This window comes from Streptomyces sp. HmicA12 (genome assembly GCF_000373565.1).
GTDB lineage: Bacteria > Actinomycetota > Actinomycetes > Streptomycetales > Streptomycetaceae > Streptomyces.
This window is the reverse complement of record NZ_KB891851.1, coordinates 152,518-177,923: the sequence shown is the minus strand read 5'-3', so window position 1 is coordinate 177,923 and position 25,406 is coordinate 152,518. Positions and strand designations below refer to the sequence as shown.

The window sequence follows — 25,406 nt, the reverse complement described above, 5'->3', positions numbered from 1 at the left end:
CCGGGAGCGGCGGGCGGTGCAGCCGGATGGGCCTGTTGAAGCGGCGGAGTTTCTCAACTCCCGTTTCCGGGAACGCCGTTCTCCCCCGCGAGGTCGGCGGGAGTGAGCGGATTCATAGCGGTCACGTCCCTGGGGGCCAGTGAGAAGCCCTGCCAGTGCACCGGCATGGGCTGTTGGTCCTCGTCCCGGGCGATGTGGTGGAACCCGATGTTGACCCAGGCGATCGGGTGCTGGAGCGTCTGCCCGGTGACCCACTTGTCCACGCTCGTACCGCCGCAGCGCGCGCGGGGGTTGTCGCTCGCGAACTGCTCGCACTTGTTGTACTCGGTGAAGTACACGTCGTGCTTGGTGTACGAGCGGCCGGGGAACTTGCTGGAGCGGCCGGGCACGAACTCGTAGGACCTGGGGTGCCCGTCCTGGTTGGTGCCGGCCGTGGACACCACGCGCCACCACCGCATGTCCTTGATGTCACCCGCGAGTTCCTTCGTGACGGGCGTGCGGGTCGTCTTCGTCCTGGGTGATCCGTTGCCGCTCGGCGGGGTCACCTTGGAGTCGTACTGCTCGACCTTGCTCCTGCTCGAGCCGTCGAGGCCGAAGTTGAGCCGCCAGAAGACGTTGTGGGCGTGGCTCTCGGCGTAGGCGCTCGCACCCTTGCCGAGCGGCCAGCCCTTGCCGTCGGCGCCGTCGTAGTCGTACGGCGAGAGGCTTCCGGTCGCGCCCACGTTGGAGGTGATGGTGCCGTCGGAGGAGAAGCGCCACTCGGTGATGTACTCGTACCAGGACGTCTTGTTGACCGTGTAGACGAGCAGGTCCTTGCCCTGGGCGGTGAAGACCTTGTTGCTGCCTCCGGTCGACATGTCGTCGTTGAGCCGGTACGCGTGCCCGCGTGCCCGCGTGGTCGTGCACAGGCCCTTCACGTTGCCGACGTCGGGGACCTTGACCGTCTTGATGGTGCCGCCGGGACACTCGGCAGGCCGCAGTGTCTGCAGGGCGGTTCCGAAGTCCTGCCCGGTGAGGTCGTCGTACTCGTTCTCGCCGTCGTCGTAGGGCACGTGGATCTGCGCGAGGCGGGCGCTGGTGAGGACGGGAATCGGCTGGGGCTCGCTCTTGGGCTGGTAGCTGACGGCGTCCAGGACGAGTCCGGCCAGGCTGTTGTAGTGCCAGCACATCCGCCAGGTGGTGCCGCCGTCGAGGGTCTGCTCGATCCGGTACGCGGCCGAACAGGCGGGCGCGGCGGCCGCGGGCGCCTCACGCGGTTCGGCCGTGGCGGCGGGAGCGGTGGTGAGAGCGGTTCCGAGCAGCGCGGTGACCGCGAGACCCGCGAGGGCGGTGGCGGGCCGGGTGCGGGCGCGCCGGGCTCTGTTGACGTGCGTGACGTCCGTGACGTGCATGCTGAAGGGCTCCTTCGTGCAGGAGAAGCAGGAGATGCGGAAGAAGAGGGCGACGGGGCCGGAGCCGGACTACCGGTCGAGACGGGCCACGCCGCGGTCGCTCAGGTCGACGACGAAGGCGCGGGTGTCGATCCACGGCCCGTTCTTGACCTTGGCGGCGACGCGCACGCAACGGTGCTCGCCGCACTCCTTCAGGCCGGCGGGAAGGTTCTCGACGGTCTCCTTGCGGAACACGCCGCCGCTCACGTCCAGCTGGTCCGCCGTGGTGAGGGCGTTCCCGGTGGCGTCCTTGTAGTCGTCCTTCAGTCCTGCGCCGAGCGGGCTGTCGATCAACAGCTGCGTCGCCTCGGCGAGTTCGTCCCTGACGGGCGGTGGCTGCACGCCCTGGTCGGTCTGGGTGTCCTCGACCTCTCCGGTGTCGAGATTCACGACCGCGGTGACGGTCGCGTCGTTCTTGTAGTCGTAGGAGACGACCTCGGCCCGGCGCTGTCGCGCGGACGATCCGCTCTCGGTCGGGTCCCACTCGGACAGGTTCGTCGACAGGTGCTGCGGTCCGCGGTCGCCCTCGACGTCCTCGGACTTGAGCCGGAATCCGTCCGTGTTCTCCGCGAGTTTCTCGGCCCGGGCGATCTCGGCGTCGGTCAGCGGATCGCGCCCGACGCCCTTCTCCCCCTCCGCGGGCGCGGCCTCGACCGTGCCCTCCGGTGGCACCGCGTCCTGCTGTGCCGATCCGGCCCTGGCCTGGTCACCGGCGCTGTCGTCCGGCAGGCTCACGCCGACCGCGACCGCGGCACCGGCGGCCGCGAGGGCCACTCCTGCCACCAATTTCCCGAGATGGCGTCTTGCTGGCGCGCGCACATCTACCCCCTGGATCCCCGGCAGCCACACGCGTGGGCACACCGGTCATGCGTGGTCTTCCTGTAAGAGGGGGCCAACTCCCGGCTGGTTCCGCCACGTTCGGGGGAGACTGACCCTTGTCGCCCGGAACCCCGGGCCGGAAGTGGAAGAGTCGTCAGCATGCAGGTCTGGCCTGGACAGGCGTATCCGCTGGGTGCCTCGTACGACGGTGCCGGCACCAACTTCGCGGTCTTCTCGGAGGCCGCCGACCGAATCGAACTGTGCCTGTTGCACGACGACGGGTCGGAGACCGCGGTGGAGCTACGCGAGTCGGACGCCTTCGTGCGGCACGCCTTCTTACCCGGCATCATGCCGGGGCAGCGCTACGGATACCGGGCGCACGGGCCGTACGAGCCGGAGAACGGCCTGCGCTGCAACTCCGCGAAGCTGCTGCTCGATCCGTACGCGCGCGCCGTCAGCGGGCAGATCCGGTGGAACGAGTCGGTGTACGGCTACCCGTTCGGCTCCCCGGACGAGCGCAACGACCAGGACTCGGCGCCGCACGCGATGGCGTCGGTGGTGGTCAATCCGTACTTCGACTGGGGCGACGACCGGCCGCCGCGCACGGACTACCACGAGACGGTGATCTACGAGGCCCATGTGAAGGGCCTGACGATGCGGCATCCGGCGCTGCCGGACGAGATGCGCGGCACGTACGCGGCGCTCGCGCATCCGGCGATCATCGAGCACCTCACCGAACTGGGCGTGACCGCGCTGGAGTTGATGCCGGTCCATCAGTTCGTCAACGACCACCGGCTGGTCGAGATGGATCTGAACAACTACTGGGGCTACAACACCATCGGGTTCTTCGCGCCGCACAACACGTACGCGTCGTGGGGCGACCGGGGTGAGCAGGTCCTGGAGTTCAAGTCGGCGGTCCGCGCCCTGCACCAGGCGGGGATCGAGGTCATCCTGGACGTCGTCTACAACCACACGGCCGAGGGCAACCATCTGGGCCCGACGCTCTCCTTCAAGGGCCTCGACAATCCGTCGTACTACCGGCTGACCGACGATCCGCGCTACTACATGGACACCACCGGGACGGGAAACTCGCTCCTGATGCGGTCCCCCCACGTACTGCAGATGATCATGGATTCGCTGCGCTACTGGGTCGAGGAGATGCACGTCGACGGGTTCCGCTTCGATCTCGCGGCCACGCTGGCGCGGCAGTTCCACGAGGTGGACCGGCTGTCGTCGTTCTTCGACCTGGTGCAGCAGGACCCGGTGATCTCCCAGGTGAAGCTGATCGCGGAGCCGTGGGACGTCGGCGAGGGCGGCTACCAGGTGGGCAACTTCCCGCCGCTGTGGACGGAGTGGAACGGGAAGTACCGCGACACCGTGCGGGACCTGTGGCGCGGGGAGCCGCGCACGATCGCCGAGTTCGCGGGCCGGCTCACCGGTTCCTCGGACCTGTACCAGGGTGACGGGCGCCGCCCGCTGGCCTCCATCAACTTCGTGACCTGCCACGACGGTTTCACCCTGCGCGACCTGGTGTCGTACAACGAGAAGCACAACGACGCCAACGGGGAGGGCAATCGCGACGGCGAGTCCCACAACCGGTCCTGGAACTGTGGCGCCGAGGGCGAGTCGGACGATCCCGATGTGCTCGACCTGCGGGCCCGCCAGATGCGCAATTTCGTCGCCACGCTGATGCTGTCGCAGGGTGTGCCGATGCTCAGCCACGGCGACGAGTTCGGCCGCACCCAGGGCGGCAACAACAACGCCTACTGCCAGGACAACGAACTGGCGTGGGTGAACTGGGCGGACGAACCCGAAGGCCGGGACGCGCCCGAGGACCCGTTCCTGACGTTCACGCGCGCGATGGTGCAGCTGCGACGCAAGCATCCAGTCTTCCGCAGGCGGCGCTTCTTCCACGGCCGCCCGGTGGAGGGCACGCACGACGAGCTCTCCGACATCTCCTGGTTCACGCCCGAGGGCGAGGAGATGACCCAGCAGGACTGGGGATCGGCGCAGGCCAGCGCGTTGTCGGTGTTCCTGAACGGCAACGCGATCTCGGAGCCCGGGCCGCGCGGCGAACGCATCCAGGACGACTCGTTCCTGCTGCTGTTCAACGCCGATCCGCAGGCGCAGGAGTTCGTGGTGCCGGTCAATCACGGACAGCAGTGGCACCCGGTCGTCGACACCGCGCTGCCCGAAGGGCTCCCGGCCGACGACAGCCAGAAGGTGCAGGCGGGCGACCGGCTGACCCTGGTGGGCCGCAGCCTCACGGTCCTGCGACGGCCGGCGTAGGCGGGTCGGCGGGCGCCTGAAGGGGCCGTACGCGCAGCGCGACGAGGAAGGCGAGGACCGCGGCCACGCTGCCCACCGCGAACGCGGCAGCGGGCCCGTGGGCCTGCGCGAGGCGCCCCGCCACGGCGAGCGTGACGGCCTGTCCGCCGACGAAGGCGCTCGCGGCGACCGTCATGCCCTCGGCGAGCCGTTCGCGCGGCACCGCGCGTTCGGTGAGCCCGAAGCCGGTGATCAGGTTCGGCGCGAACAGGGCGCCGAAGACGGTCACGACGACGTACAGGAGCGGCAGGGTGTCCGTGACGATCAGCGGGAGCGAGAGGAGCGCGGCGCCGGCCGTGGCGACGCGCCAGCGGGCCGGCAGCGTGAACCGTTCGGGCACCGCCGCCATCGACAGGCCGACGACGGCGCTCATGACGCCCATCGCGGCGTACACGAGCCCCGCCTGGTCCTCGTGGCCCAACTCCTGGGTGAGCGCGGTGATCCCGGCGCCGCAGCCGCCGAGCAGAACGCCCAGGAGGACGAGGCCCCCGCGTACGACGTGGACCTGGCGCGGCATGCGCGGCCCGCTCGCGGACGCCGCCCTCTTGGCGGACCTGGGCACGGCGCCGGCCGTCGGATGCAGGGCGAAGCCGGCTCCGCAGACGGCGACCAGGAGGGCCGCCGCGCCGAACGCGTAGGCGGGGTGCGCGATCACGGAGGCCACCCCGATGAGGGCCGGGCCGAGCACGAAGGACAGTTCGTCCATCGTCGACTCCAGGGACAGCACGGCGTTCACGACCCGCTCGTCGGCTCCCTCCCGGCGGACGAGGGCGACACCGCGGGCGCGCGCGAGCGGCCCGATCCCGGGCACGGTGGCGCCCGCCAGGATCCCCAGGGCGACCAGTGCGGGCGTCGGCAGGTCGTGGAGCGCGGCCAGGGTGTAGAGCGCGATGGCGAGAGAGTTGAGCAGGGCGAAGGCGAGCACGACCGGGCGCTGGCCGCGCCGGTCGGCGAGCCGCCCCACGAAGGGCCCCATGGCGACCTGGCCGAGCGCCAGCGCGCAGGCGACCGTGCCGCCGGTGGCGAGCGAGCCGCTGGTGCGGGTCACCAGGAGGACGCTGCCGAACTGGATCACGGCGACCGGCAGCCGCCCGAGGAACGAGACGACGGGCAGCGCCCACCCGGTCACCGCGATCACCCGGCGGTAGGCGTCGAGCGTGCCGTCGGAGGTTCTGGTGTCCACGAGTGCGCCGGTCATCGTCCGACGCTAGCGAGGTGTTGCGCGGCACATGTATGCGGCGATGACACGAAAGCCGCCCTTACGGGTACGTAGGTTCGCATGACGCCTCAAGCCTCGACGACGCCGTCAGCCACCTATCGGCTGCAACTGCAACCGGACTTCGGGTTCGCCGCGGCCGCGGCGGCCGTCCCGTATCTGGCCTCTGTGGGGATCTCGCATCTGCACCTGTCGCCCGTCCTGGAGGCCGTGCCCGGATCGACGCACGGGTACGACGTCGTCGACCACGCGCGCGTCCGCGCGGAGCTGGGCGGCGAGGAAGGGCTGCGGGCTCTGGCGGGCACGGCCCACGAGCACGGTCTCGGGCTCGTCGTGGACATCGTGCCCAACCACATGGCGGCGGTCGCGCGCCACAACCCCGCGCTGCGCGACGTGCTGCGGGACGGCCCCACGTCTCCGTACGCGCGCTGGTTCGACATCGACTGGGAGGCGCACGGCGGCCGCGTGCTCCTCCCGGTCCTCGCCCACCGTCTGGCCGAGGAACTGCCCCACCTGAAGGTGGACGGCGACGTACTGCGTTACTACGACCACGTGTTCCCGCTGCGTCCAGGAACGCGCACGCTTCCGTTGCCCGAGCTCCTGGACGCCCAGTGGTACCGCCTGTCCTGGTGGCGCCTGGCCCGCACGGAGCTCAACTACCGTCGTTTCTTCACCATTTCGGACCTGATAGCGGTGCGCGTGGAGGACCCGGAGGTCTTCGACGCGACCCACGCGACCATCCTGCGGCTGCTGCGCGAGGGCGTCGTCGACGGGCTGCGGATCGACCATCCCGACGGGCTCGCCGATCCGGGCGCCTATTTGCAGCGCCTGAACGAGGCGACCGACGGCCGGTGGACCGTGGTGGAGAAGATCCTGGAGGACGACGAGCAGCTGCCCGCGGCCTGGCCGGTGGCCGGTACCACGGGCTACGACGCGCTGCGGCACGTCGACGGGCTCTTCGTCGATCCGTCCGGTGCCGATCAGCTCCTGGGGCTGTTCCGGCGGTTCAGTGGCGTCTCCCCCGACACGGGCGGGCAGTGGGCGGAGACGGCCCGGCGCGCCGCCCGTCGGGTGGTCTCGTACGGGCTCGCCACGGAGGTGGACCGGCTGACGCGCGAGGCGGTCGCTCTGTGCGCCGCGGACCCGGAGCTGCGCGACCACGCGCCGTGGGCGCTGCGCACGGCCCTGTGCGAGCTGCTGGTGCGTGTCCCGGTGTACCGGCCGTACGTGACCGGCGGGGTCGCTCCCGAGACGGTCCTGACGGAGTCCGCCGCGACGGACGCGAAGGCGGCGTTCGTGGTGCCCGAGGAGGCCCGTGCCGTCGACGCCGTACGGGAGCTGGCGCTGGGGCGGCGCGGGGCGGGCCCCCGGCACGAGTCGTTCCGGGCCCGGTTCGCCCAGACCTCGTCGGCGTTGCGCGCCAAGTCGGTCGAGGACACCGCCTTCTACCGCCACACGCCGCTCCTGTCGGCCCTGGAGGTCGGCGGCAGCCCGCGCGACCCCGCGGTGCCCGCGGGGGCGTTCCACGCGTACTGCGCGCGCGTGCAGCGCAACTGGCCCTATACGTCGACGGCCCTGTCCACGCACGACACGAAGCGCAGCGCGGACGTGCGGGCGGGCATCTCGGTCCTCACCCAGTGCCCGGACCGGTGGGAGGCGCTGCTCGCCGACGTCACCGAGCGGACCGCGCACGGCGGCGGTTCGAGCGCCCCCGACCTTCAACTGGCCTGGGCGGCCTGGCAGATGGTGGCGGGCCTCGGCCCGGCCGACCCGGAGCGGCTGCAGCAGGCGATGCTCAAGCACGCGCGCGAGGCGGGCCTCTACACGACCTGGACGGAGCAGAACTCCGCCTACGAGGACGCGGTACGGGACTTCGTGGCGTCCGGCCCGTGCGGCCCTCCCGGCAACGAAGTACTGCGCTTCATGGACGCGCTGAGCCCCCATGTGCGGGCGAACGTCCTGGGCGCGGCCCTCGTCCATCTGACGATGCCCGGGGTGCCCGACGTCTACCAGGGCACCGAGTACGAGTACCGCGCCCTGGTCGACCCGGACAACCGGGCCCCCGCCCGCTTCGGGGCCGACGCCGACGACGGGAAGGGGCGTGGCCCGCTCTCGGTGGAGAAGGGGGCACTCACCGGGGCGGCGCTGCGGCTGCGCAGGGAGCGGCCCGAGTGGTTCGGCGGCGCCGCGACCTACGAGCCGCTGACGGCACAGGGCCCGGGCGAGGCGCACTGTGTGGCCTATGCGCGGTCCGGGCGGGTCGTCGTCGCGGTGACCCGGCTGTCGCTGCGGCTGGCCGAAGCGGGGGGCTGGCGGGAGACGGAGCTGGACCTCCCCGACGGCGACTGGTCCGAACTTCTCTCCCCAGGGCGGCGCTTCAGGGGGCACGCGCGCGTGGCGGAGCTTTTCGCGGAGCTGCCGGTGGCCCTGCTGGTCAGGACCGACTGAACCTCGGGCGGTCGCGGGCCCGGTCAGTGCAGCCGCACGACCAGGGCCCGCGGCGCCCGCGTCGACAGCCCTTCGGGGACGGGCCTGAAGCCCGGGGCCCAGGCCATCCGGGGCAGCGCCTCCAGGAGGGCGCGCGAGCCCAGTTCGGCCGTCGTGCGGGCCAGTTGCACCCCGAGGCAGCGGTGCCGCCCCGCGCCGAACGCCAGCTGGCCCGGGGCCGCCCGGAACAGGTCGTAGCGGTCCGGGTCGGGGAACCGGGAGGCGTCCCGGCCCGCCGCGCCCAGCAGGCAGGCCACGGTGGCACCGGCCGGTATCGTGCCGCCGCTCACCGGAACGGGGGCCAGCGCGCGGCGCAGCACGAGGTGCACGGCCGGATCGCGGCGCATCGACTCCGCCCAGGCGGCGTCGGTCAGCTCGGGCCTCGCGCGCACCAGCGCCAACTGGGCGGGGTGGTCCAGGAGGTTGGCGAGGAACGCGGCCAGGGCCATGCCGGTGGCCTCGCCGCCCGCGCCCAGGAGCGCGGCCGCGAGCCCGGTGACGAGGTCGTCGGAGACGGGACGCCCGCCGGCCCGCGCGGTGCACAGCACCGACAGGAGGTCGTCTCCCGGGTGCGCGCGGCGGTACGCGACGAGGGGGCGCAGGGCGGCCTCCACGTCGGCGGGCGCGGCGCCCAGGTGGGTCAGCCCGCCCCGGCTCCAGGCGGTGAATCGGACGGTCTCCTCGTAGGGCAGCCCGAGCGCGGCGACGACGGCGGCCGTGGGCAGCCAGCGGCAGAACTCCTCCACCAGGTCCGCTTCCCGGCGCCGCGTGAGGCGGCGTGCCAACACGTAGGCGCTGCGTTCCACGCCGCCCTTCAGGGCGGCCAGCGCGCGCCCTTGCAGTGCCGGGGCGACGAGCGCCCGGTGGGTGGCGTGCGTGCCCTCTTCCAGGTGCGCGAACGTCCGGCCCGGAGGCGGCGCGACCAGGCGCGGGTCCGCGAGGGCCGCGCGGACGTCCGCGTACCGGCTGAGCAGCCAGGCGCCGTAGGGCTCGTCGTGGAGGAGGGGGTGGCTGTCGCGCAGCGTGCGGTACAGCGGGTACGGCTCACGGGCGACGTCCGGGTCGGCGAGGCTCGGAGGTGTCCGCGTCCCGCGCGGATACCGGGTCGCCGGCCGCGTGGCGGGGCCGAGGGGGCACAGCATCGCGGGGCTCCCTCTCTGTGCCGGTGCGCGCGGGATGCCGCGCACGGATGCTCCCAGGGCACCACCGCGGGCCCGGGCGCGCAGCCTCGTACGTCCGTCCGGGTGACGCCGGGGACGCGGCGCGGACAAAACCGCGCACTACTTCCGTCGGCTTCCCGGAGTCGGATGCACGCGCGCGTGGGTATGAAGTCGTCCTGAAGGGCGTCGCCGGACGACGGAGCGGGAACGGCGGCGGGCCGGTGCCGGGACGTGTGCCCGCACCGTGCGCCGCCGGTCCGTCGGCGAGACGTTCCTCACCCGCGGCGTGCCTAGCCTGCGTCGGCGCCGAGCACCGGTATAGGCCTTCTTGACAGCGGCCGCCGGGCGTGGGGTACTGCGGATTGCTGACGGCGGGAGCACCAACGGGGGTGAGTCACCTGACGGACCAGCAATACCCCACGGCGGCCCAACTGGCCCGGTCAGCGCGGGAGCTGACGACTGTACGACCTGACCTGTGCCGACTACGGCAGGTAGGCACGTCGCGTGGGGGACGCCCCCTGTATCTGCTGTCCGTGGGCCACGACCCGCGCGCGGTCCTGGTCGTCGCGGGCGCCCACGCCAACGAACCGACCGGTGGCGCCACGGTGCTGCATCTGGCCGGGCGGGCGCTGTTCGACCACACGCTGAGATCCGACCGGTCGTGGCACTTCCTGCTGTGCGCGGACCCGGACGGCGCGGCCCTGCACCGCACTCCCGCGCCCCGCACCCTGCTCGACTATCACCGGCACTTCTTCCGCCCGGCGGGCCCCGAGCAGCCGGAGTGGTCCCCCTCGGTGCTGCCGCCGGACCGGCTCCCCCCGGAGACCACGGCGCTCACCGGAGTCATCGACACCCTGCGGCCCTACCTCCAGGTGTCGCTGCACGGCACCGAACTGGGCGGCAGCTGGGTGCAGTTGACCCGGGACATCCCGGGACTCGCCGAGCCGTTCGCCAAGTCGGCGGCCGAACTGCACATACCGGTGGAGACGGGCGCGTCGGACGCGGCGGGCTGGCCGGCCTCGGGCCCCGGCGTCCATGTGATGCCGGACCCCGACGCGCAGGCGGCGTTCCCGAGCCTGCCGGACGACGCCCGGCACTCCACCTGGCACCACGCCCACCGGTACGGCGGCTCCACGGCGATCGTGGAGGTGCCGATGTGGGCCAGCGACCTGGTGGACGACCCGGCGCCGCACCCGTCCCCCGAGCGGGCCCTGCGGCGGCTCTCGACGCGCCTCAGCCGCGACACCCGGCTCGTGGAGGACATCCTCGCGGAGGCGCTGCCCCGGCTGCCCGACACCCGGGGGCCACTGCTGCGGGCGGCGAGCTGGGCACTGAGCCTGGTGCCCGGGCTCGCCGACGACTGGATGCAACCGCCGCCGCCGGACGCGACGATGGCGTACGTGGGCAGCATCGACGCGTTCGCCCGGCGGCTGCCGCTGCGGGCCGCCGCGATGCTGCTGCGGGTCCTGGAGGACGCCGAGGACGGGGCCGCGCCCCGGCTCGACTTCCTCGTCACCCGCTGGTGCGAGGTGTACGCGGAGCGGTTCGGGGCCCGGTGGGTGCCGGTGGCCCACCAGGTCGAGCACCAGGCGCGGACCACGATCGCGGCGGTGCAGCACGCGCAGGGCTGAGCCGCGCGCCCCTAGGTCGTGTCCGCAAAGTCCCGTCTGCCCCGCGACGCCTGGCACGCTTCCCCAAGCTCTCCGAAAAGCTCCGAGCAGGGGAGACCCCATTGACGCCGCGAGGCCCGCCCTCCGGGCGACGACGGGAGTTTGAAGACAGGCCCTAGGTCTCGTGGGGCTCAGTCGTCGACCTTGAAGACCGATCCCGTCATGGCGTGCAGCACGCACGCGTTGGAGAAGCCGCGGGTGTAGGCCACGCGGCGGCCGTCCCACATGCCGTGCGCGACCGCCCTGACCGGCTTGTAGATCATGGGGCAGGTCAGGTCCTCGGCGGGGATGCGGTTGATGTCGCCCTCGGCCGCGGCGAGTTCGCGGCAGGCGGCGTCCGCGTGCGGGTGGCTGTCCCCTGTCCTCGCGGGACAGCGCAGCAGGGTGCCCTTCGGGTCACCTGCGGCGCGGTCGCCCTCCATGACGCTCACGTGGAACCAGTTGCCGGGCAGCGTCCCCCGAGGGTCCGCCGTCCCGGGGACCGCCTGTGCCGTGCCGACGGCCGCCGTGCCGAGCAGTGCGCCCGCGGCCGCCACCGCGAGCAGAGTCGACAGAGCGGGCAGAGTGGTGCGACGTTTCGTCCCCACCGTCATGAGTGTCACCGTTCCTCGCGTTCCAGGGATGCGCGGGCGCTCGCCCGTACCCCCGGATGCATCGGCACGGCAGGCCCCGCCCCACCCGGTGCGCGGAGTCATCCACCCGAACAGGCCACCCCTGGAGGCTCAGTCGGCCGAAAGCCGGAACGACATGCGCCCGAACGCGACCTGGTCGCCGTCCTGGACGACGGCGGTGCCGATCACCCTGCGTCCGTTCACGGACGTGCCGTTGGTGGAGCCGAGATCGCGCAGCACCCACATGCCGCCGTGGTGGCTGAGTTCGGCGTGCACCCGGGAGACCGTCTCGTGGCTGAGCCGCAGGCCGTTGGCCGGGTCGCGGCCGATGCGCAGCGGGTACGGGTGGGCGACCGGGGGCAGCAGCAGCTTCGGCAGCCGCTCCACGGTCCAGGCCCGGCGCAGCCGCACCGTGAACCCGGAGACGGCGCCCACGGCCCCGAGCATCGCCCGTACCCAGCGGTTCTCGTCCCGCAGGTCGGCGGTGAGCGCGGCGAGTTCGTCCGGCCTGCGGGCGGTGAGGGCCAGCTCCATCCGGCGTACGAACGTGTCGTGCGAGAGCCGGCCGAGCGCGGCGCCGTCCCTGAGCACCTTCAGCGCACGCTCCCGCTCGGCGTCGGAGAGCCGAGCCGGGTACGTGTGGTGCTCAAAAGATGCCGTCACAGGTGCGATTGTCCGGCAGCGACGGCCGAGGTGTCCAGAAAATGGGGAGCGTCGGGTCCGGACCGCTGTGTACGTTCATCCGGCCGCGGCCGGCAACGGGCCGCCCTTCAAGGAGATTTCTTGCCTTCTGCAGTAGGCACCGCCTCGCACGACCTGATCATCCGCGCCCTCGTCGAGGACGACGCCCATCTGTTCCACGCGCTGGACGACCCCGGCCTGGTCGGCCGGGCCCTCACCAAGTCCGTGCACCGCACCGTCGCCCGGGGCGGCGAGTACCGGCCCGACTGGACGTGGGTGGCGCTGCGCGGCGACCGTGTCGTGGCGCGGGCAGCGTGGTGGGGCGGACCGGACGACGACGAGCCCAAGGCCCTGGACTGGTTCGACTTCGCCGACGGCGAGGAGGAGGCGGCCGTCGAGCTGCTGCGCCGGGCGCCGTTGCGGGCGGAGTACGACCTGATGCTGCCGCCGGACTGGCAGGAGCTGCCCGAGGTGAGGGCCGCCGCCGAGGCCCGGATGCGGGCGGCGGAGGCGGCGGGGATGCGCCGCCTCGTGGAGCGCTTCCGCTACCGCTGGACCCCGGCCGACGGGATCCCCGAGCGGCCCGGCCGCCTGGAGTTCCGGACCGAGCCGGACGACGAGGTGATCCTGGACGTGCTGCGCCGCGTGCACTCGGTGACGCTGGACGCGCACGCGCTCAAGGCCGTCGAGGAGGGTGGCCTCGACCAGGCCGCGCAGGAGGAGCTGGACTTCTTCCACTGGTGCCCGTCGCCGCGCGAGTGGCTGCGGTTGGCGTACACGGAGGACGGCGAGCTGGTCGGCATCCATGTGCCGGCGCACAATCCGTCGGGCCCCTGCATCGGCTTCATCGGCGTGGTGCCCGAGCAGCGCGGCCACGGATACGCGTATGACCTCCTGGTGGAGTGCACGCACTTCCTGGTCGAGCGGGGAGCCGAGTTCATCGCGGCGGCGACCGACGACGGCAACGTCCCGATGGCGGGGCATTTCGCCCGCGCCGGGTACCCGGTGGCACAGAAGCGCGTCAACTACGTCTGATCCGGCCGTGCGGGCCTGATCCGCGCGTGATCTCCGTGTGACGCGGAACCCACCTCGACGAACCGGCCGCGTGACGACGATGTCTGACGCACCATGGGACACATCGTCACCGTGAGCAGACATCCTGTTACGCCTGTTACGTACGAGGGGGAACGCCCGTGCAGTTCGAGGTGTGGGCACCACAGGCCGAGCGCGTGGATCTCCAAGTGGACAGCTCCACGCGCGCGTTGGGTCGCGACCCGGACCGCGCGGGCTGGTGGACGGGGACGGCGGACGCCGCGGACGGGGCCCGTTACGGCTTCTCGGTCGACGGCGGCCCCGTCCTGCCCGACCCGCGCTCACGCCGCCAGCCCGACGGCCCCGACGGCCCGAGCGCGGTCGTCGACCACAAGCGGTACGCGTGGCGCGGCGACTGGGCCGGGCGCGAACTGTCCGGGGCGGTCCTGTACGAGCTGCACGTGGGCACGTACACCCGCGAGGGCACGCTCGACGCGGCGGCCGCGCACCTGGGCCACCTGGCCGAACTCGGCGTCACGCACATCGAGTTGATGCCGCTGTGCCCGGTGCCCGGCCGGCACGGCTGGGGGTACGACGGAGTCAGCCTGTGGGCCGTCCACGAGCCGTACGGCGGACCCGAGGCACTGAAGCGCTTCGTCGACTCCGCGCACGAACTGGGCCTCGGCGTCGTCCTCGACGTGGTCCACAACCACCTGGGCCCGTCCGGCAACTACCTGCCCTCCTTCGGCCCGTACTTCACGGACACCCACCACACGCCGTGGGGCAGCGCCGTGAACCTGGACGCGCCCGGCTCCGACGAGGTCCGCGCCTACCTGATCGAGAGCGCGCTGGCCTGGCTGCGCGACTACCGCCTCGACGGCCTGCGCCTGGACGCGGTCCACGAGCTCCACGACGGCCGCGCTCTGCCGTTCCTGGAGGAACTCTCCACCGCGGTCGACGAGTTGGCGGTGCGCCTGGACCGCCCGCTGTTCCTGATCGCCGAGTCCGACCTCGCCGACCCGCGCGTCATCACACCCCGCCGCCAGGGCGGCCTCGGGGTGCACGCGCAGTGGAACGACGACATGCACCACGCCGTGCACGCGGCCGTCACCGGTGAACAGCAGGGCTACTACGCCGACTTCGCGCGCGAGCCGCTCGCCGCGGTCGCCAAGACCCTCACGCACGGCTACTTCCACGACGGTACGTACTCGACGTTCCGCGGCCGCCGGCACGGCCGTCCCCTGGACCGCTCCCGCGTCCCCGGGCACCGCCTCCTCGCCTACACCCAGACCCATGACCAGATCGGCAACCGCGCCCAGGGCGACCGCCTCTCCGCGTCCCTCTCCCCCGGCCTCCTGGCCTGTGCGGCGACCCTGGTCCTCACCAGCCCCTTCACGCCGATGCTGTTCATGGGCGAGGAGTGGGCCGCCAGCACGCCCTGGCAGTTCTTCACGGACCACACCGACCCCTCGCTCGCCGAGGCCGTACGCAAGGGCAGGCGGCGGGAGTTCGCGGCGCACGGCTGGGCCGAGGCGGACATCCCCGACCCGCAGGACCCGGCGACGCGCGAGCGCTCCTGCCTGAACTGGGCGGAGCGCGAAACGGGGCACCACGCGCGCGTGCTCGCCTGGTACCGGGATCTCATCGCCCTGCGACGCGCCCGTACGGACCTTCAGGACCCGGATCTGGCGGCGGTACGGGTCGCTTTCGACGAACGGGCCCGGTGGGTGGCGTTCCGGCGCGGGGACGTGCGGGTGGCGGTGAACCTGTCGCGCACGGAGGTGTCGATCCCGCTGGGGCGCCCGGTCACCCGCGTCCTGGCCGCGTGGGACTCCGTCCAGTCACCGGGTTCCGACGGGCTGTTGACGGTTCCGGCGGAGTCGGCGGTGGTGGTGGAGGCGCCGTAGGGGTTCGGGGTGCGGGTTCACCTGCGGGTGCGTGGGGGCTGGTCGCGCAGTTCCATGCGCTCCGCGCGGCTTGCCCTGGACCCGCGCCCCGCGTCACTCCGACACCAGCTCCAGCAGGATCGCCTCCCACGCCCGCTCCATCCGCACCCGCAACAACCCCGCAGACCCCCCACCCGCCCCCTGAAGCCGCGCGGCGAGACGGACCAGCGCGTCGCACCGCGCCAGCCACAACCCGCGAAGGCAGACCCGGGCCCCGTACCCGGCCAGCGTCGCGGAGCGCACCGCCGCTCTGGCACCCACCGAGATCGCGAGACCGGCGATGTCCTCCGCCGGATCGCCCACGACCACGTCGGCCCAGTCGAGGACTCCGCGCACCCGCCCGTCCGCCGAGACGGTCAGATGCTGCCCCGTGACGGCGTGATGGACGAGCACCGCGTCGGCCTGCGGCCCGAGCTGGGCCACCGCCTGGGCCGTGAGCTGCCCGAGGCGGGCCGCCTCGAACTCCCCTTCCCTGTCGAGCCACTCCGCGGCGCGCTTCGCCTCCCGGCGCAGGTTCTCCAGGGAGCGCGGCGCCACCTTCGGCACCCCGAGCGGCACGGCCCGCGCCACGGGCACGGCGTGCAGCCCGGTGAGCAGCCCCGCGAGGTCCTCCTCGCCGGCCGCGGTGACGTCGCGGGTCTCGGCGGACTCCCCGGGCAGCCGGGTGTCCAGAGCGTAGGCGAGGCCGGGCGCCCACTCCCCGGCGGCGACGCACACCGGCAGGGCGACGGTGACGTAGGGACGGAGCAGGTCGCGCAGCCGCGCCTCGCGGCGCAGTCCCTGGGAGACCCGCGCGTCCCGCGCGAGCCGCAGCACGTGCCCCGCACCCACCCACCAGGCCGTGTCGGTGACCGGGCGCAGCTCGATGCCGCCGCCGTCCGGAAGGACGCTCTTCAGAAGGCGGCGCACGGTGTCCTCGGCGAGCGGCTCCTGCACGGGGTCAGCCCACGATCGCCATGTCCCGCGCGGTGGAGTTGAGGCGCCGGCCGCCGGTCTCGGTGACGGTGACGATGTCCTCGACGCGCACGCCGAAGCGGCCGGGGAGATAGATGCCGGGTTCCACGGAGAAGCACATGCCGGGCACCAGCTCCTGCTCCTCGCCCTCGATCATGTACGGGGGTTCGTGGGTGGTGACGCCGATGCCGTGCCCGGTGCGGTGGATGAAGTACTCGCCGTACCCGGCGTCGGTGATGACCTTGCGGGCGACCCGGTCGACGTCCTGACAGGCGATGCCGGGCCGCACCGCGTCGCACGCCGCGGTCTGGGCCTCGCGGACGATGTCGTGGACCTCGCGCTCCTCGTCCGTCGGCTCGCCGACGTGCACGGTGCGGGTGGTGTCGGAGCCGTAGCCGTGCTTGAGCCCGCCGAAGTCCAGGACGACCATGTCGCCGTGCTGGATGACGCGTTCGCCCGCCTCGTGGTGCGGGTTGGCGCCGTTGGGCCCGGAGCCGACGACGGTGAAGTCGACCTGGGAGTGCCCGAACCGCTTGAGCAGATCGGACAGTTCACGGGCGATGTCGTTCTCCTCGCGGCCCGCGAAGGCGACCTTCTTGATCTCCTCGTACGTGGCGTCGGCCGCGGCACCGGCCGCCGCGAGCCGCTCCAGCTCGGCGGCGTCCTTGACGGCGCGCAGCATGGGGAGCGCCTCGGTCAGTGACACGTACGACGTCTCGGGCAGGGTCCTCTGCAGGCCGAGCAGGTGCATCGCCCAGGCGTTGTCGCTGACGCCGAAGCGGCCGCAGACGTCCATCAGGGGCGCGGTGATGTCGTACGGGTTCTTGCCGTCGGTCCAGTCGCGCAGCGTCATGGCGTCCGCGCCCGCTGCCTTCGCGGCGTCGGGCGCCTCCAGGGTCGGCACGACGAGGGTGGGCTCCTGCCCGGCGGCGAGCACGAGGAGAGTGAGCCGCTCGGTGTCGGCCGGTACGTGGTAGCCGGTGAGCCAGACCAGGTCGGGGCCCGGCGCGACCAGCACTCCGGCGAGCCCGGCGTCGGCGGCGGACCGTGCGGCCCGGTCCATGCGGGCCTTGTAGTCCGCTGCGGTGAAGGGCGCGGGTGTGCCGGTGGTCATGTCCGGGCCTCCGTAGGCGTGCGGGGTGCTCGCGGGTGTCGGTTCCACTGCAGCATCCTGCCCGTCGCGGGGCGGCGGCGCGAGTGGGCCCCTCGGCCATGGGCCGACGGCGCTCGGGCGGCCCCGGGCTCAGGTGACGACCCCGGGGACGGCCGTCAGTTCCTGACGTGCGCCGCTGTCGTGCCGTACGTCGAGGGTGAGCTCGTGTCCGGGCCGTGCGTCGGCGACCACGGCCGCGAGGTCGCTCGCCGAGCCGATCCGCGCCGTGCCGAGGCCGAGCAGGACGTCGCCGCGGACCAGGCCCGCCGTGTAGCCGGGTCCCGGTACGTGCACGGCGACGACGAGCGCGCCCGGTCCACGGGGCGCGTCGACGACCTCGACACCGAGGCTGCCCCGCGCGGCGGCGCGGCTCGGGGCGGGGCTCGGCTTCGCCGACGGCGCCGGTCCGGCCGCGGCGGCCCGCTGCTGCATCTCGGCCATCTTGCTCAGGCCGATGAGGGTCGCGCCGACGGTGCCGAGGCCCACGCCCGCGAGCACCAGGACGAGCGCGCACAGCACGCCGAAGAGCCATCCGACCAGGCGGCGGCCCCGGCGCCGCGCGGCGTGCGGGCGGGGCCCCCGCTTCGGGGTGCGGGCGCCGCCCGTACCGGGCTCGGCCCCGGGATCAGGATCAGGGTCCGCCCCGGCGGCTCCCGGCATGGACTTGGGACGCAACGCAGTCTGATCCATGGGTCGCTCGCCTCCGCGTTCCTGGGCCGCTCGCCTCCGGCCACAGCCCTACCCGCGGCGACGGCGCGCGACGATCCCCGAACGAGTGAGAGTGCCGGAGCCCGCTCGAATTCCGGGCTGCACGCCCAGGTCAGCCGGTGCGGCCGGTCACCGGTCAGCCGGTCAGGGCCGCCGCGAACCGCTCCGCCGGGCCTCGGCGGCACCCCCGTGTGGACGAGTTCCGTGCGGTGCACGACGCGTGGCGCGGTGAGCGGTACCGCGACCGTTCCGGTCACGTCCGCGGCGAGCGAGGCGGGCAGCACGGTCAGGCCGTGGCCCGCCGCGGCGAGCGTGAGCAGGGTCCGCAGGTCGGTGCCGGGCACGGTGACGCTGACCGCGGGGTCGCTCGCCGAGTCGGTGCTCGGCGCGGACCGCACGGTCGAGCGCTACCTCTGCGGCTACGGCCCGGCCGGCCACCTGGACACGCTGCGCGCCCACGGTCTGCGGTTCACCGGCACGGACGAGGAGGGACAGGTCCGGATCGCCGAGCTCGGCACCGACCGGCACCCGTTCTTCCTCGCCACGCTGTTCCGGCCGGAGCTGCACGGTGACGGCAGCCGGCCGCACCCGATCGTGCAGGCGCCGGCCCGCGCGGCGGTCGAGCACGCGCGGGCCGCGACTTCCGTCTAAGCGGTGTGTCCGCCGTGGTCACCCCCGTGCCCGGCCCCGTGGTCGAACGTCAGGGCCTCCTTCGGCATCACGACGAACGGCCGCATCATGCCCATGTCCTCGTGCTCGAGGAGGTGGCAGTGGTACATGAACCGCCCGTACGCCCCGTCGAACTTGCCCATGACGCGCAGCATCTGCCCGGGCAGCGCACGGAACACGTCCTTGTAACCGTGTTCGTTCGGCGGGAACGGGACGGTGGTCTTCGCGTCGTACGTCACCGGCTCGGCCGTGCCGCCGACCGTCACGTCGAACCCCGACGCGTCGTAGGCGTCGCGGCCGAGGATCTGGAAGTCGGCGAGGTGGATGTGCATGGGGTGCACCACCGGCGGGTTCACCGCGAGATTCAGGAAGCTCCACTGCTCGTGGCTTCCCTCCGCGACGGTGAAGCCGAGCCCGTCGTTGAAGGTCCGTGAGGTACGACGGTAGGTCTTCAACTCGTTCTTGTCGTTGACCAGTTGAATGATGCCCTCGGCGGGCAGCTCCAGGTGCGCGGCCTCCTCCGCCGGGACCTCCGTCATCTCCCACATCTCGGGGTGTCCGCCGCCGCCCTTGGTCGCGGGCGGGGTCAGCACGACGAGGCGGTGCCCGTGCTCGATGTCGTGCGTCAGTTTCCGGAAGGAGCCGGAGAGCACCTCGGGCAGCGTGAAGGTGTCCTGTGCGCCGCAGTCGCGCACCCGGAACTCCAGGACGTCCGGATAGCGCACGTTGCCCGGCAGGTCCGGTACCCCGGCCGGCTGCCCGGGGCCCTTGTTGACCAGGCGGACCCGCCGGCCGGCGAGCGCCGCGAAGTCGATGAGCAGGTCCATCCGCTCGGCAGGCGCGACGGTCAGCGTCGGCAGCGCGTCGTCGAAGTCGACCGGCACCGGCCGGGGCAGCAGCCCGCCGTCGCTGCCGATCTGCTTCAGGACGCCCGGGACCGGGTCGCCGTCCTCGTCGATGAGGACCAGGTCGTAGATGCGCGCGTTCGACGCGTTCACCAGGCGGAAGCGGTACCACGCCGCGTCCACCTCGGCGTACGGCCAGATCCTCCCGTTCACCGTCGTGTACGGGCCGGTGAAGGGCAGGGACACCGGCTTGCCCGTCTCCGGGTTCGCCTCCTGGACCTTGACGGTCTTGTGCAGCAGCCTCCCGTTCAGACTGCCGTCCTCGTCCGTGTCCAGGTTCCGGTCCGCGAGGAGCAGCGGGATCTCCCGCTCCCCGCTCGGGAGCCCCAGCGCGTCCTCCTCGTCGTCACGGACGAGGTACGTGCCGTACAGGCCCGCCTGCACGTTCCACCGCGTGATGTTCATCGCGTGGTCGTGGTACCACCACTGCACCGCCTGGTGCTCGTTCGGATACTCGGAGAGCTGTGCGTCGCCGAAGCCCACCGCATTGTCCGCCCAGCCGTCGTTGCCGCCGCCGGTCTGCGCGCCGTGCAGATGCGTGACGGACCAGGCGGGCAGGGCCGCGACGTCGGCGATCGGCGGGACCGGCACCTTGCCGCGGCCGGGCTCGGTGCTCGGGTTCGGTGTCGCGTTCGACACCTCCACCGCCGTCACCGGGTACTCGCCGCCCTTCGGGATGCGGTTGGTCCAGGCGATGCGGACGCGCTGCCCGCGCCGCACCTCGATCGTCGGGCCCGGCACGTGTCCGTCGTACCCCCACATGAGGGTGGGCGGCAGCTGCGGGTGGAGGCGCTGCCACACCGGGCGCAGCGCGATCTCGGTCTCCTTCAGTACGTCGTCGGACGCGGGCCGCAGCACCGGCGGCACGGTCAACGGCGCCGCGTACGGCACCAGTTCCCCCGCCTCTCCCCCGGTCGGTCCGTCCGTGATGCGGTCGAAGATCTCAGCGATCTCGGTCAAGGTAAGAACACCCCCGTGTGTTCTCGTGAAGTCCCCCGGTCGTACGGCCGGTCAGTGGCCGTCTCACCTACCAAGACCGCGGGGACCCCACCAAAGTTCCCTGAACCCGTCATTCCGGACGAGGAGGTCCGGAAACCGGAACCGGAACCGACGCCTTCCACGCGAAGGGCAGCGGCGGCGGCGCCGTGGACGGCAGCGGCGCTCCGATCCCGGCGGGGACTGCGGCGGCGGAGTCGACGGGGTCCGGCGCGGGTGTCACCGCCGGCGGTTCGGGCGCGTACACCGGCGGTGTCATGAGAGGCAGCGGCGAGGCCGGGATCCGGTCCGGCAGGAAGCCGTGGGCGCGGTCGGCGAGGTGGTCGGCGCGGTAACGGTCCACTTCCCTGTGCCAGTTGAGGATGCCGGACATCCAGTTGCGCAGCTGCTCGACATAGCCGTCCATGACCGACCGCGCCGACCGGTCGAGCTTGAAGTCCTCGTACAGAAGAGGCAGTTCATGCGCGACCACGTGCTCGAACTGCTGCATGCGCTGCGTCATCAGGTCGTGCACGACGCGCAGGCCTGTCGGGTAGTCGGCTCCGAAGAAGTTCTGCACGACGAGGATCGCGTTGTGGACCTCACCCTCGTACTCGATCTCCTTCTGGTACGAGAACACGTCGTTGACCAGCATCGCGTAGTCGGCCGCCGCGTTCTCCAGGGAGCGGACGGGGCCGCTGCGGTACACCTCGGGCGGTACGGCGGGCCCGTGGCCGAGGCGGCACAGGCTCATGGTCAGGTCGGAGCCGAAGGTGGCGCGGCGCATCTCCAGGTAGTCGACGGGGTCGGGGACCCGGTTCTGGATCTGGTTGGCGAGTTCCCACAGCCAGCTCTCCGTCATGACGTCGACGGATGCCTTGAGGCTGCGCCGCTGGTCGGGAGTCATGTCGCGCGCGGTGCGCAGCCACAGGTCGGCGAGGCCGCGCTCCATGGCGTTGGCCGGTGCCGGGATCTCCTCACCGGCGATCGGCATGCACGCCGACAGGCGCTCGGTGCAGAGCCGGGCCGCGGCCATGTCACGCCGATGACCGAAGACGAGGGGGTAGTAGTCGTCCCCGTACGTCCCCCAGGCGAGCCACTGCGCGCTGAGGTCGAGCGCCTCCGGCGTGCCGTCGGGGTCGAGGCCCGCCGAGCACAGGGCCAGGTCGGCGGCCGCGAGCCTGTCCTCGTCCCAGACGCCCTCCGCCAGGATGCCCATCCGGTGCGCCCAGGGGACGAGGCGCTCCCTCGCGCCTGCCAGGCCGGAGTTGAGCCGCAGCTCGAACGGCATGTAGAGCTCGGGGATCCTGGAGGGGCCCACCTTCTGGAACGGCACATGGGTGTACGCCCGCAGCCGCTCGGCCCCGACCGCGTCGAACAGTGCCCGTACGTCGGTGGACTCGGTCCCGATCCCGGTCGGCCCGCCCAACGGGCGCTCCTGGACAGCCCCCTTGTTCATGTAGCGGCTCGACCGCAGGTGCCACTCGTGGCCGCCGGACTGCCAGTCCTGAAGGCCCTGCGTGTAGGCGGCGACGGCCGCGACCTGGTCCGGCGTGAGCCCCTTCTCCAGGGCGAGCGCGGGCACCTCGGTGAGCGCGGTGTGCTCGAACTGGTGCAGCCGTGAGGTGAGTACGTCGTTGACGGCCTCCGCCGCCTCCTGTGTCGTGCAGCCGAAGAAGGTCTCCAGCACCAGGACGCCGTTGGAGAGTTCCCCTTCGTCCTGGACCTCGCGCTCGTACGAGAACAGGTCGTTGCGCAGGTGGACGCCGTCGGAGAACGCCTCCATGAGGACGCGCAGCGGCCTCGACCTCGCCACGACCGCGGGGACCTCGGCGGTCGCGTACTCGACGAGCCCGGCCGACCAGGGCGCCCCGCCGACCTTGCGGCGCATCTCGATGTACTCGACCGGGTTGGAGATCCGTCCCTCGTCGATGTTGGAGAGTTCCCACATCGACTCGTTGAGCAGGTGTTCGGTCGACTCGGCGAAGCGGCGGCGCCATTCCATCGACATGGCGGGCACGGTGCGCCGCCACAGGTCGATGAGCCCCGCCTCGACGGGGTTCTCCGGCGCGGGGACCTCCGCGTCCAGGTCCATCGGCATGAACAACGGCAGCCGGTCGAGGTGGGCCTTGCCGGCCGCGCGGTCGTTGGTGCGCTTGAACATGTCCAGGAAGTGGTCGTCGAAGAAGAAGACCCACACGTACCAGTCGGTGATCAGGGAGAGCGCCGGGCCGTCGCAGTCGGGGTGCGTGTACGCGCACAGCAGTCCGTAGTCGTGGGCCTCCAGGTCGCTCTGCTCCCAGACGCCGGAGCCCTCCAGCATGCCCATCTCGCGGGCCCAGTCGGTGGAGTGGGCCCGCGCCTCTTCGAGGTGCGGATTCATGCGCGCCCGGTACGGCATGTAGAAGCGCGGCAGTCGGAACGGCTGTGAGGACGGCTCAGTCATGTGCGCGGCTCTACCCACGGCCCCGAACGGCCATCCCCGGGGCGGCACATGATCGCACCATCGCGTGAACGGGGAGTGATTCCACTCCCGTCGGGGAAGCGGGCTGCTCCACGGGGTACGCTGTGCGCACTTGAACACGTTCAAAACCTGGGGGGTTCCGTGTTCCGTACGGCTGTTCTCGCCTGCGCGCTCACACTGGTGGCCATGTTCGCGTCCGGCTGCATGGGACGGATCGGCTACTGCGGACCCGAAGGACCGACGCCCGCCGGCATCACCGCCGCCGATCTCGTCGGGACCTGGCACGGCGATCCGTCCGGCGAACTCGTGCTGCGCCCCGGGGCCTTCACCGCCGACACCGGCTGGCCCGACAGCATCGACCTGGACGACTCGTCGCGGGACGACCGCACCGGGGCCGTCACCGGCGCCTGGTCGCTCGTCCCCGACCTCGACAACGCCGACGAGAACGGCGTCGACCTCGAACTGAGCCTGACGGGCAGCCTCTACGACTACGACATCAGCGGCAGCCGCTCCGCCCCCGTCCTGTACGCGTACACGACCGACCCGGACCTGTGCGAATTCCACACGTTCCGGCGATGAACCGGACGCCGGTCGCTTGATACACAGGGTGCCCGACGCCCGTACGACCCGAGGGACTCACACGTTGCGCACCCGCACCCTGGTCATCGCCGCCACCGCCGTTCTCGCCCTCGGCGGCGCGGCCGTCCCCGCCGCGGCCACCACGTCCGGCGCGCCCACCGCGGCGGCCGCCCACGTCGAACCCCGCGCCCTGACCACCGTCAGCTCGCTCGCGGCCGAGCGGCTCGCTCTCGCCGACAAGGTCGCGGCCGCCAAGTACGGCACGTCCACGCCGATCGACGACCCGGCGCGCGAGCGGCAGGTCCTCGACGACGTGGCGGCGCGCTCGGCCGGACTGGGGCTCGACCCGGCGTACGCGCAGGCCGTGTTCCGCGACCAGATCGAGGCCAACAAGGTGGTGCAGCGCGGCCTCTACGCCCGGTGGGACGCGCACCCCGGCGAGCGTCCGGCCGAGCGGCCCGACCTCGCGACCGAGGTGCGGCCCGCGCTCGACCGGATCACCGGGGAGCTGCTCGGCGCGCTGCGGGACGCGCGGGCCGGGCGGGGGACGGTGGGGTGCGCGCCGGTACTCGTGGCGGTGGCGGGGCGGGAGGCGCGGCTCCAAGGGTTCGACGCGCTGCATCGGGCCGGACTGGCACGGGCGTTGCCGTCCGTGTGCGCGGACAGGCCCTAGCGGGGCGCTGCCGCCTGCCAATGCCCCGGGCGCGTCAGGCCCTCCGGGATCTTCGTCGACGCGTCGCCCTGTGCCGCGTTCAGCTGGGCCTGGGTGAGGAACAGGGCGTCGGTGAGGTCGGCGCCGGTGAGGCGGGTGTCGCGGAGGTCCGCGCCGATCAGGTCGGCCGAGCGGAGGTCGGCGCCGGTCAGGTCGGCGGCCACCAGCAGGGCGCCGCGGAGGTTCGCGCCGCGGAGGTCGGCCTTGCGCAGGCGGGCGCCCATCAGGTCCGCGCCGCGGTGGTTCTTCTTGCGGCCGGGAACCACGGCGCGCTCCAGCTCGCTCGCCCTGAGCAGCAGCTCGTTCACCTCGCCCCGGATCGCGGGGACGTCCGCGGCGAGCAGTTCGTCGGCGCCCGCGCGCGTGAGGCGCTCGATGTCGGCGCGGGCGCCGCGGGCCTCCCGGTGCACGGGTTCGGCGCGGCGCAGCTCCAGTACGTCGGTCAAGTACCAGAGGAGTTCGTGCAGTTGGCGCATGACCGGGAAGACCTCGGTCATGGTCCGCGCGCTCCCGGGGCGCTCGCGCCAGCTGATCCCCTCGAAGGTGACCTGGGAGATCTTCTGGCCAGCGCCGAAGCAGTCGAAGACCGTGCAGCCCGGGTAGCCCTCGTCGCGCAGCCGGGTGTGGATGCCGCAGCGGAAGTCGTCCTGGAGGTTGCGGCAGGGGGTGCCCGCGTTCTTGTCCGCCGCGAAGTCGTGGGACTTGGCGAACGGCAGCGCCACGCAGCACAGGCCGAAGCAGGAACCGCAGTCGGCGAGCAGTTCGAGGCGGTGCGGGTCGGCGGGCACGGGATCGGAGCCGGCATCGGAGGAGGTCACACGCCCATTGTCGCCGATGGCCGGGGTACGACCGGGTACGCCCTCTTTACGGTGGCACCGGTCCGCGCCACCGTGGACGCGACCGGCAC

19 protein-coding genes and 1 pseudogene are annotated in these 25,406 nt (G+C 72.5%); 8 read left to right on the top strand and 12 right to left on the bottom strand.

The annotated features are described in order from the left end of the window. Window positions 1-53: 53 nt before the first annotated feature. Both B072_RS0139825 and B072_RS0139820 read right to left on the bottom strand, forming a co-directional pair. A complete protein-coding gene (locus B072_RS0139825) occupies window positions 54-1,391 on the bottom strand; it encodes a hypothetical protein (protein ID WP_018535591.1) in 1,338 nt (445 codons plus the stop codon). A 69-nt stretch (window positions 1,392-1,460) separates the two neighbouring features. Then, window positions 1,461-2,213 (bottom strand): Tat pathway signal sequence domain protein, encoded by a 753-nt coding sequence (locus tag B072_RS0139820; RefSeq protein ID WP_234019018.1) that lies wholly within the window; start codon window positions 2,211-2,213, stop codon window positions 1,461-1,463. Between the two features lie 195 nt (window positions 2,214-2,408). Between B072_RS0139820 and glgX the strand changes: the two genes are divergently transcribed. Beyond that, a complete protein-coding gene (gene glgX, locus B072_RS0139815) occupies window positions 2,409-4,538 on the top strand; it encodes a glycogen debranching protein GlgX (protein ID WP_018535589.1) in 2,130 nt (709 codons plus the stop codon). On the opposite strand, the gene B072_RS0139810 is transcribed toward glgX, so the two are convergent. Next, the gene (locus B072_RS0139810) at window positions 4,513-5,775 is read right to left on the bottom strand and encodes an MFS transporter (RefSeq protein ID WP_018535588.1); all 1,263 of its coding nucleotides are present in this window, start codon (window positions 5,773-5,775) and stop codon (window positions 4,513-4,515) included. The genes glgX and B072_RS0139810 overlap by 26 nt on opposite strands. A gap of 81 nt (window positions 5,776-5,856) precedes the next feature. Here B072_RS0139810 and treY point away from each other — a divergent pair, with 81 nt between their 5' ends. Further along, window positions 5,857-8,241, top strand: coding sequence for a malto-oligosyltrehalose synthase (treY, locus tag B072_RS0139805; RefSeq protein WP_018535587.1), 2,385 nt, complete (start codon window positions 5,857-5,859; stop codon window positions 8,239-8,241). 23 nt (window positions 8,242-8,264) lie between these two features. Here treY and B072_RS0139800 read toward each other — a convergent pair whose 3' ends face one another. Further along, window positions 8,265-9,422, bottom strand: coding sequence for a cytochrome P450 (locus B072_RS0139800; protein WP_018535586.1), 1,158 nt, complete (start codon window positions 9,420-9,422; stop codon window positions 8,265-8,267). 407 nt (window positions 9,423-9,829) lie between these two features. On the opposite strand from B072_RS0139800, the gene B072_RS0139795 reads away from it, so the two are divergent. Then, window positions 9,830-11,071 carry a M14 family zinc carboxypeptidase gene (locus tag B072_RS0139795; protein ID WP_026246808.1) on the top strand — a complete coding sequence of 414 codons (1,242 nt, stop codon included), beginning with the start codon at window positions 9,830-9,832 and terminating at the stop codon, window positions 11,069-11,071. 170 nt (window positions 11,072-11,241) lie between these two features. On the opposite strand, the gene B072_RS0139790 is transcribed toward B072_RS0139795, so the two are convergent. After that, window positions 11,242-11,697 carry an SSI family serine proteinase inhibitor gene (locus B072_RS0139790; protein WP_420707617.1) on the bottom strand — a complete coding sequence of 152 codons (456 nt, stop codon included), beginning with the start codon at window positions 11,695-11,697 and terminating at the stop codon, window positions 11,242-11,244. Between the two features lie 135 nt (window positions 11,698-11,832). After that, on the bottom strand, window positions 11,833-12,384 hold the full coding sequence (locus B072_RS0139785) for a DUF1707 and FHA domain-containing protein (RefSeq protein WP_018535583.1): 552 nt from the start codon (window positions 12,382-12,384) through the stop codon (window positions 11,833-11,835). Between the two features lie 120 nt (window positions 12,385-12,504). Here B072_RS0139785 and B072_RS0139780 point away from each other — a divergent pair, with 120 nt between their 5' ends. After that, the gene (locus B072_RS0139780; RefSeq protein WP_018535582.1) at window positions 12,505-13,437 is read left to right on the top strand and encodes a GNAT family N-acetyltransferase; all 933 of its coding nucleotides are present in this window, start codon (window positions 12,505-12,507) and stop codon (window positions 13,435-13,437) included. Window positions 13,438-13,595: 158 nt separating this feature from the next. Further along, on the top strand, window positions 13,596-15,341 hold the full coding sequence (treZ, locus tag B072_RS0139775) for a malto-oligosyltrehalose trehalohydrolase (protein WP_018535581.1): 1,746 nt from the start codon (window positions 13,596-13,598) through the stop codon (window positions 15,339-15,341). A 93-nt stretch (window positions 15,342-15,434) separates the two neighbouring features. Here treZ and B072_RS0139770 read toward each other — a convergent pair whose 3' ends face one another. The 3 genes from B072_RS0139770 to B072_RS0139760 all read right to left on the bottom strand — a co-directional run bounded on the left by B072_RS0139770 (window position 15,435) and on the right by B072_RS0139760 (window position 18,177). Further along, window positions 15,435-16,316 (bottom strand): aminoglycoside phosphotransferase family protein, encoded by an 882-nt coding sequence (locus tag B072_RS0139770; protein WP_018535580.1) that lies wholly within the window; start codon window positions 16,314-16,316, stop codon window positions 15,435-15,437. 4 nt (window positions 16,317-16,320) lie between these two features. Continuing rightward, a complete protein-coding gene (locus B072_RS0139765; protein WP_026246806.1) occupies window positions 16,321-17,448 on the bottom strand; it encodes an aminopeptidase P family protein in 1,128 nt (375 codons plus the stop codon). Window positions 17,449-17,577: 129 nt separating this feature from the next. Next, window positions 17,578-18,177 (bottom strand): PDZ domain-containing protein, encoded by a 600-nt coding sequence (locus B072_RS0139760; protein WP_026246805.1) that lies wholly within the window; start codon window positions 18,175-18,177, stop codon window positions 17,578-17,580. 357 nt (window positions 18,178-18,534) lie between these two features. Between B072_RS0139760 and B072_RS45080 the strand changes: the two are divergent. Next, window positions 18,535-18,846 (top strand): annotated as a pseudogene (locus tag B072_RS45080) (CTP synthase); the annotation flags it as partial. Here the strand turns inward: B072_RS45080 and phsA are convergent. Together phsA and cyc2 are read right to left on the bottom strand one after the other, a co-directional pair. Then, window positions 18,843-20,729, bottom strand: coding sequence for an O-aminophenol oxidase PhsA (gene phsA / locus B072_RS0139750; protein ID WP_018535576.1), 1,887 nt, complete (start codon window positions 20,727-20,729; stop codon window positions 18,843-18,845). The pseudogene B072_RS45080 and the gene phsA sit on opposite strands and share 4 nt — an antisense overlap. Window positions 20,730-20,838: 109 nt before the next feature. After that, a complete protein-coding gene (gene cyc2 / locus B072_RS45075) occupies window positions 20,839-23,190 on the bottom strand; it encodes a germacradienol/geosmin synthase Cyc2 (RefSeq protein WP_018535575.1) in 2,352 nt (783 codons plus the stop codon). A 159-nt stretch (window positions 23,191-23,349) separates the two neighbouring features. On the opposite strand from cyc2, the gene B072_RS0139740 reads away from it, so the two are divergent. After that, a complete protein-coding gene (locus tag B072_RS0139740) occupies window positions 23,350-23,787 on the top strand; it encodes a hypothetical protein (protein WP_018535574.1) in 438 nt (145 codons plus the stop codon). A gap of 64 nt (window positions 23,788-23,851) precedes the next feature. Then, window positions 23,852-24,460, top strand: a complete 609-nt coding sequence (locus tag B072_RS0139735) for a chorismate mutase (RefSeq protein WP_018535573.1) — start codon at window positions 23,852-23,854, stop codon at window positions 24,458-24,460. Here the strand turns inward: B072_RS0139735 and B072_RS47930 are convergent. Continuing rightward, window positions 24,457-25,317 carry a pentapeptide repeat-containing protein gene (locus B072_RS47930; protein ID WP_018535572.1) on the bottom strand — a complete coding sequence of 287 codons (861 nt, stop codon included), beginning with the start codon at window positions 25,315-25,317 and terminating at the stop codon, window positions 24,457-24,459. The two genes, B072_RS0139735 and B072_RS47930, sit on opposite strands and share 4 nt — an antisense overlap. Between the last annotated feature and the right edge of the window lie 89 nt (window positions 25,318-25,406).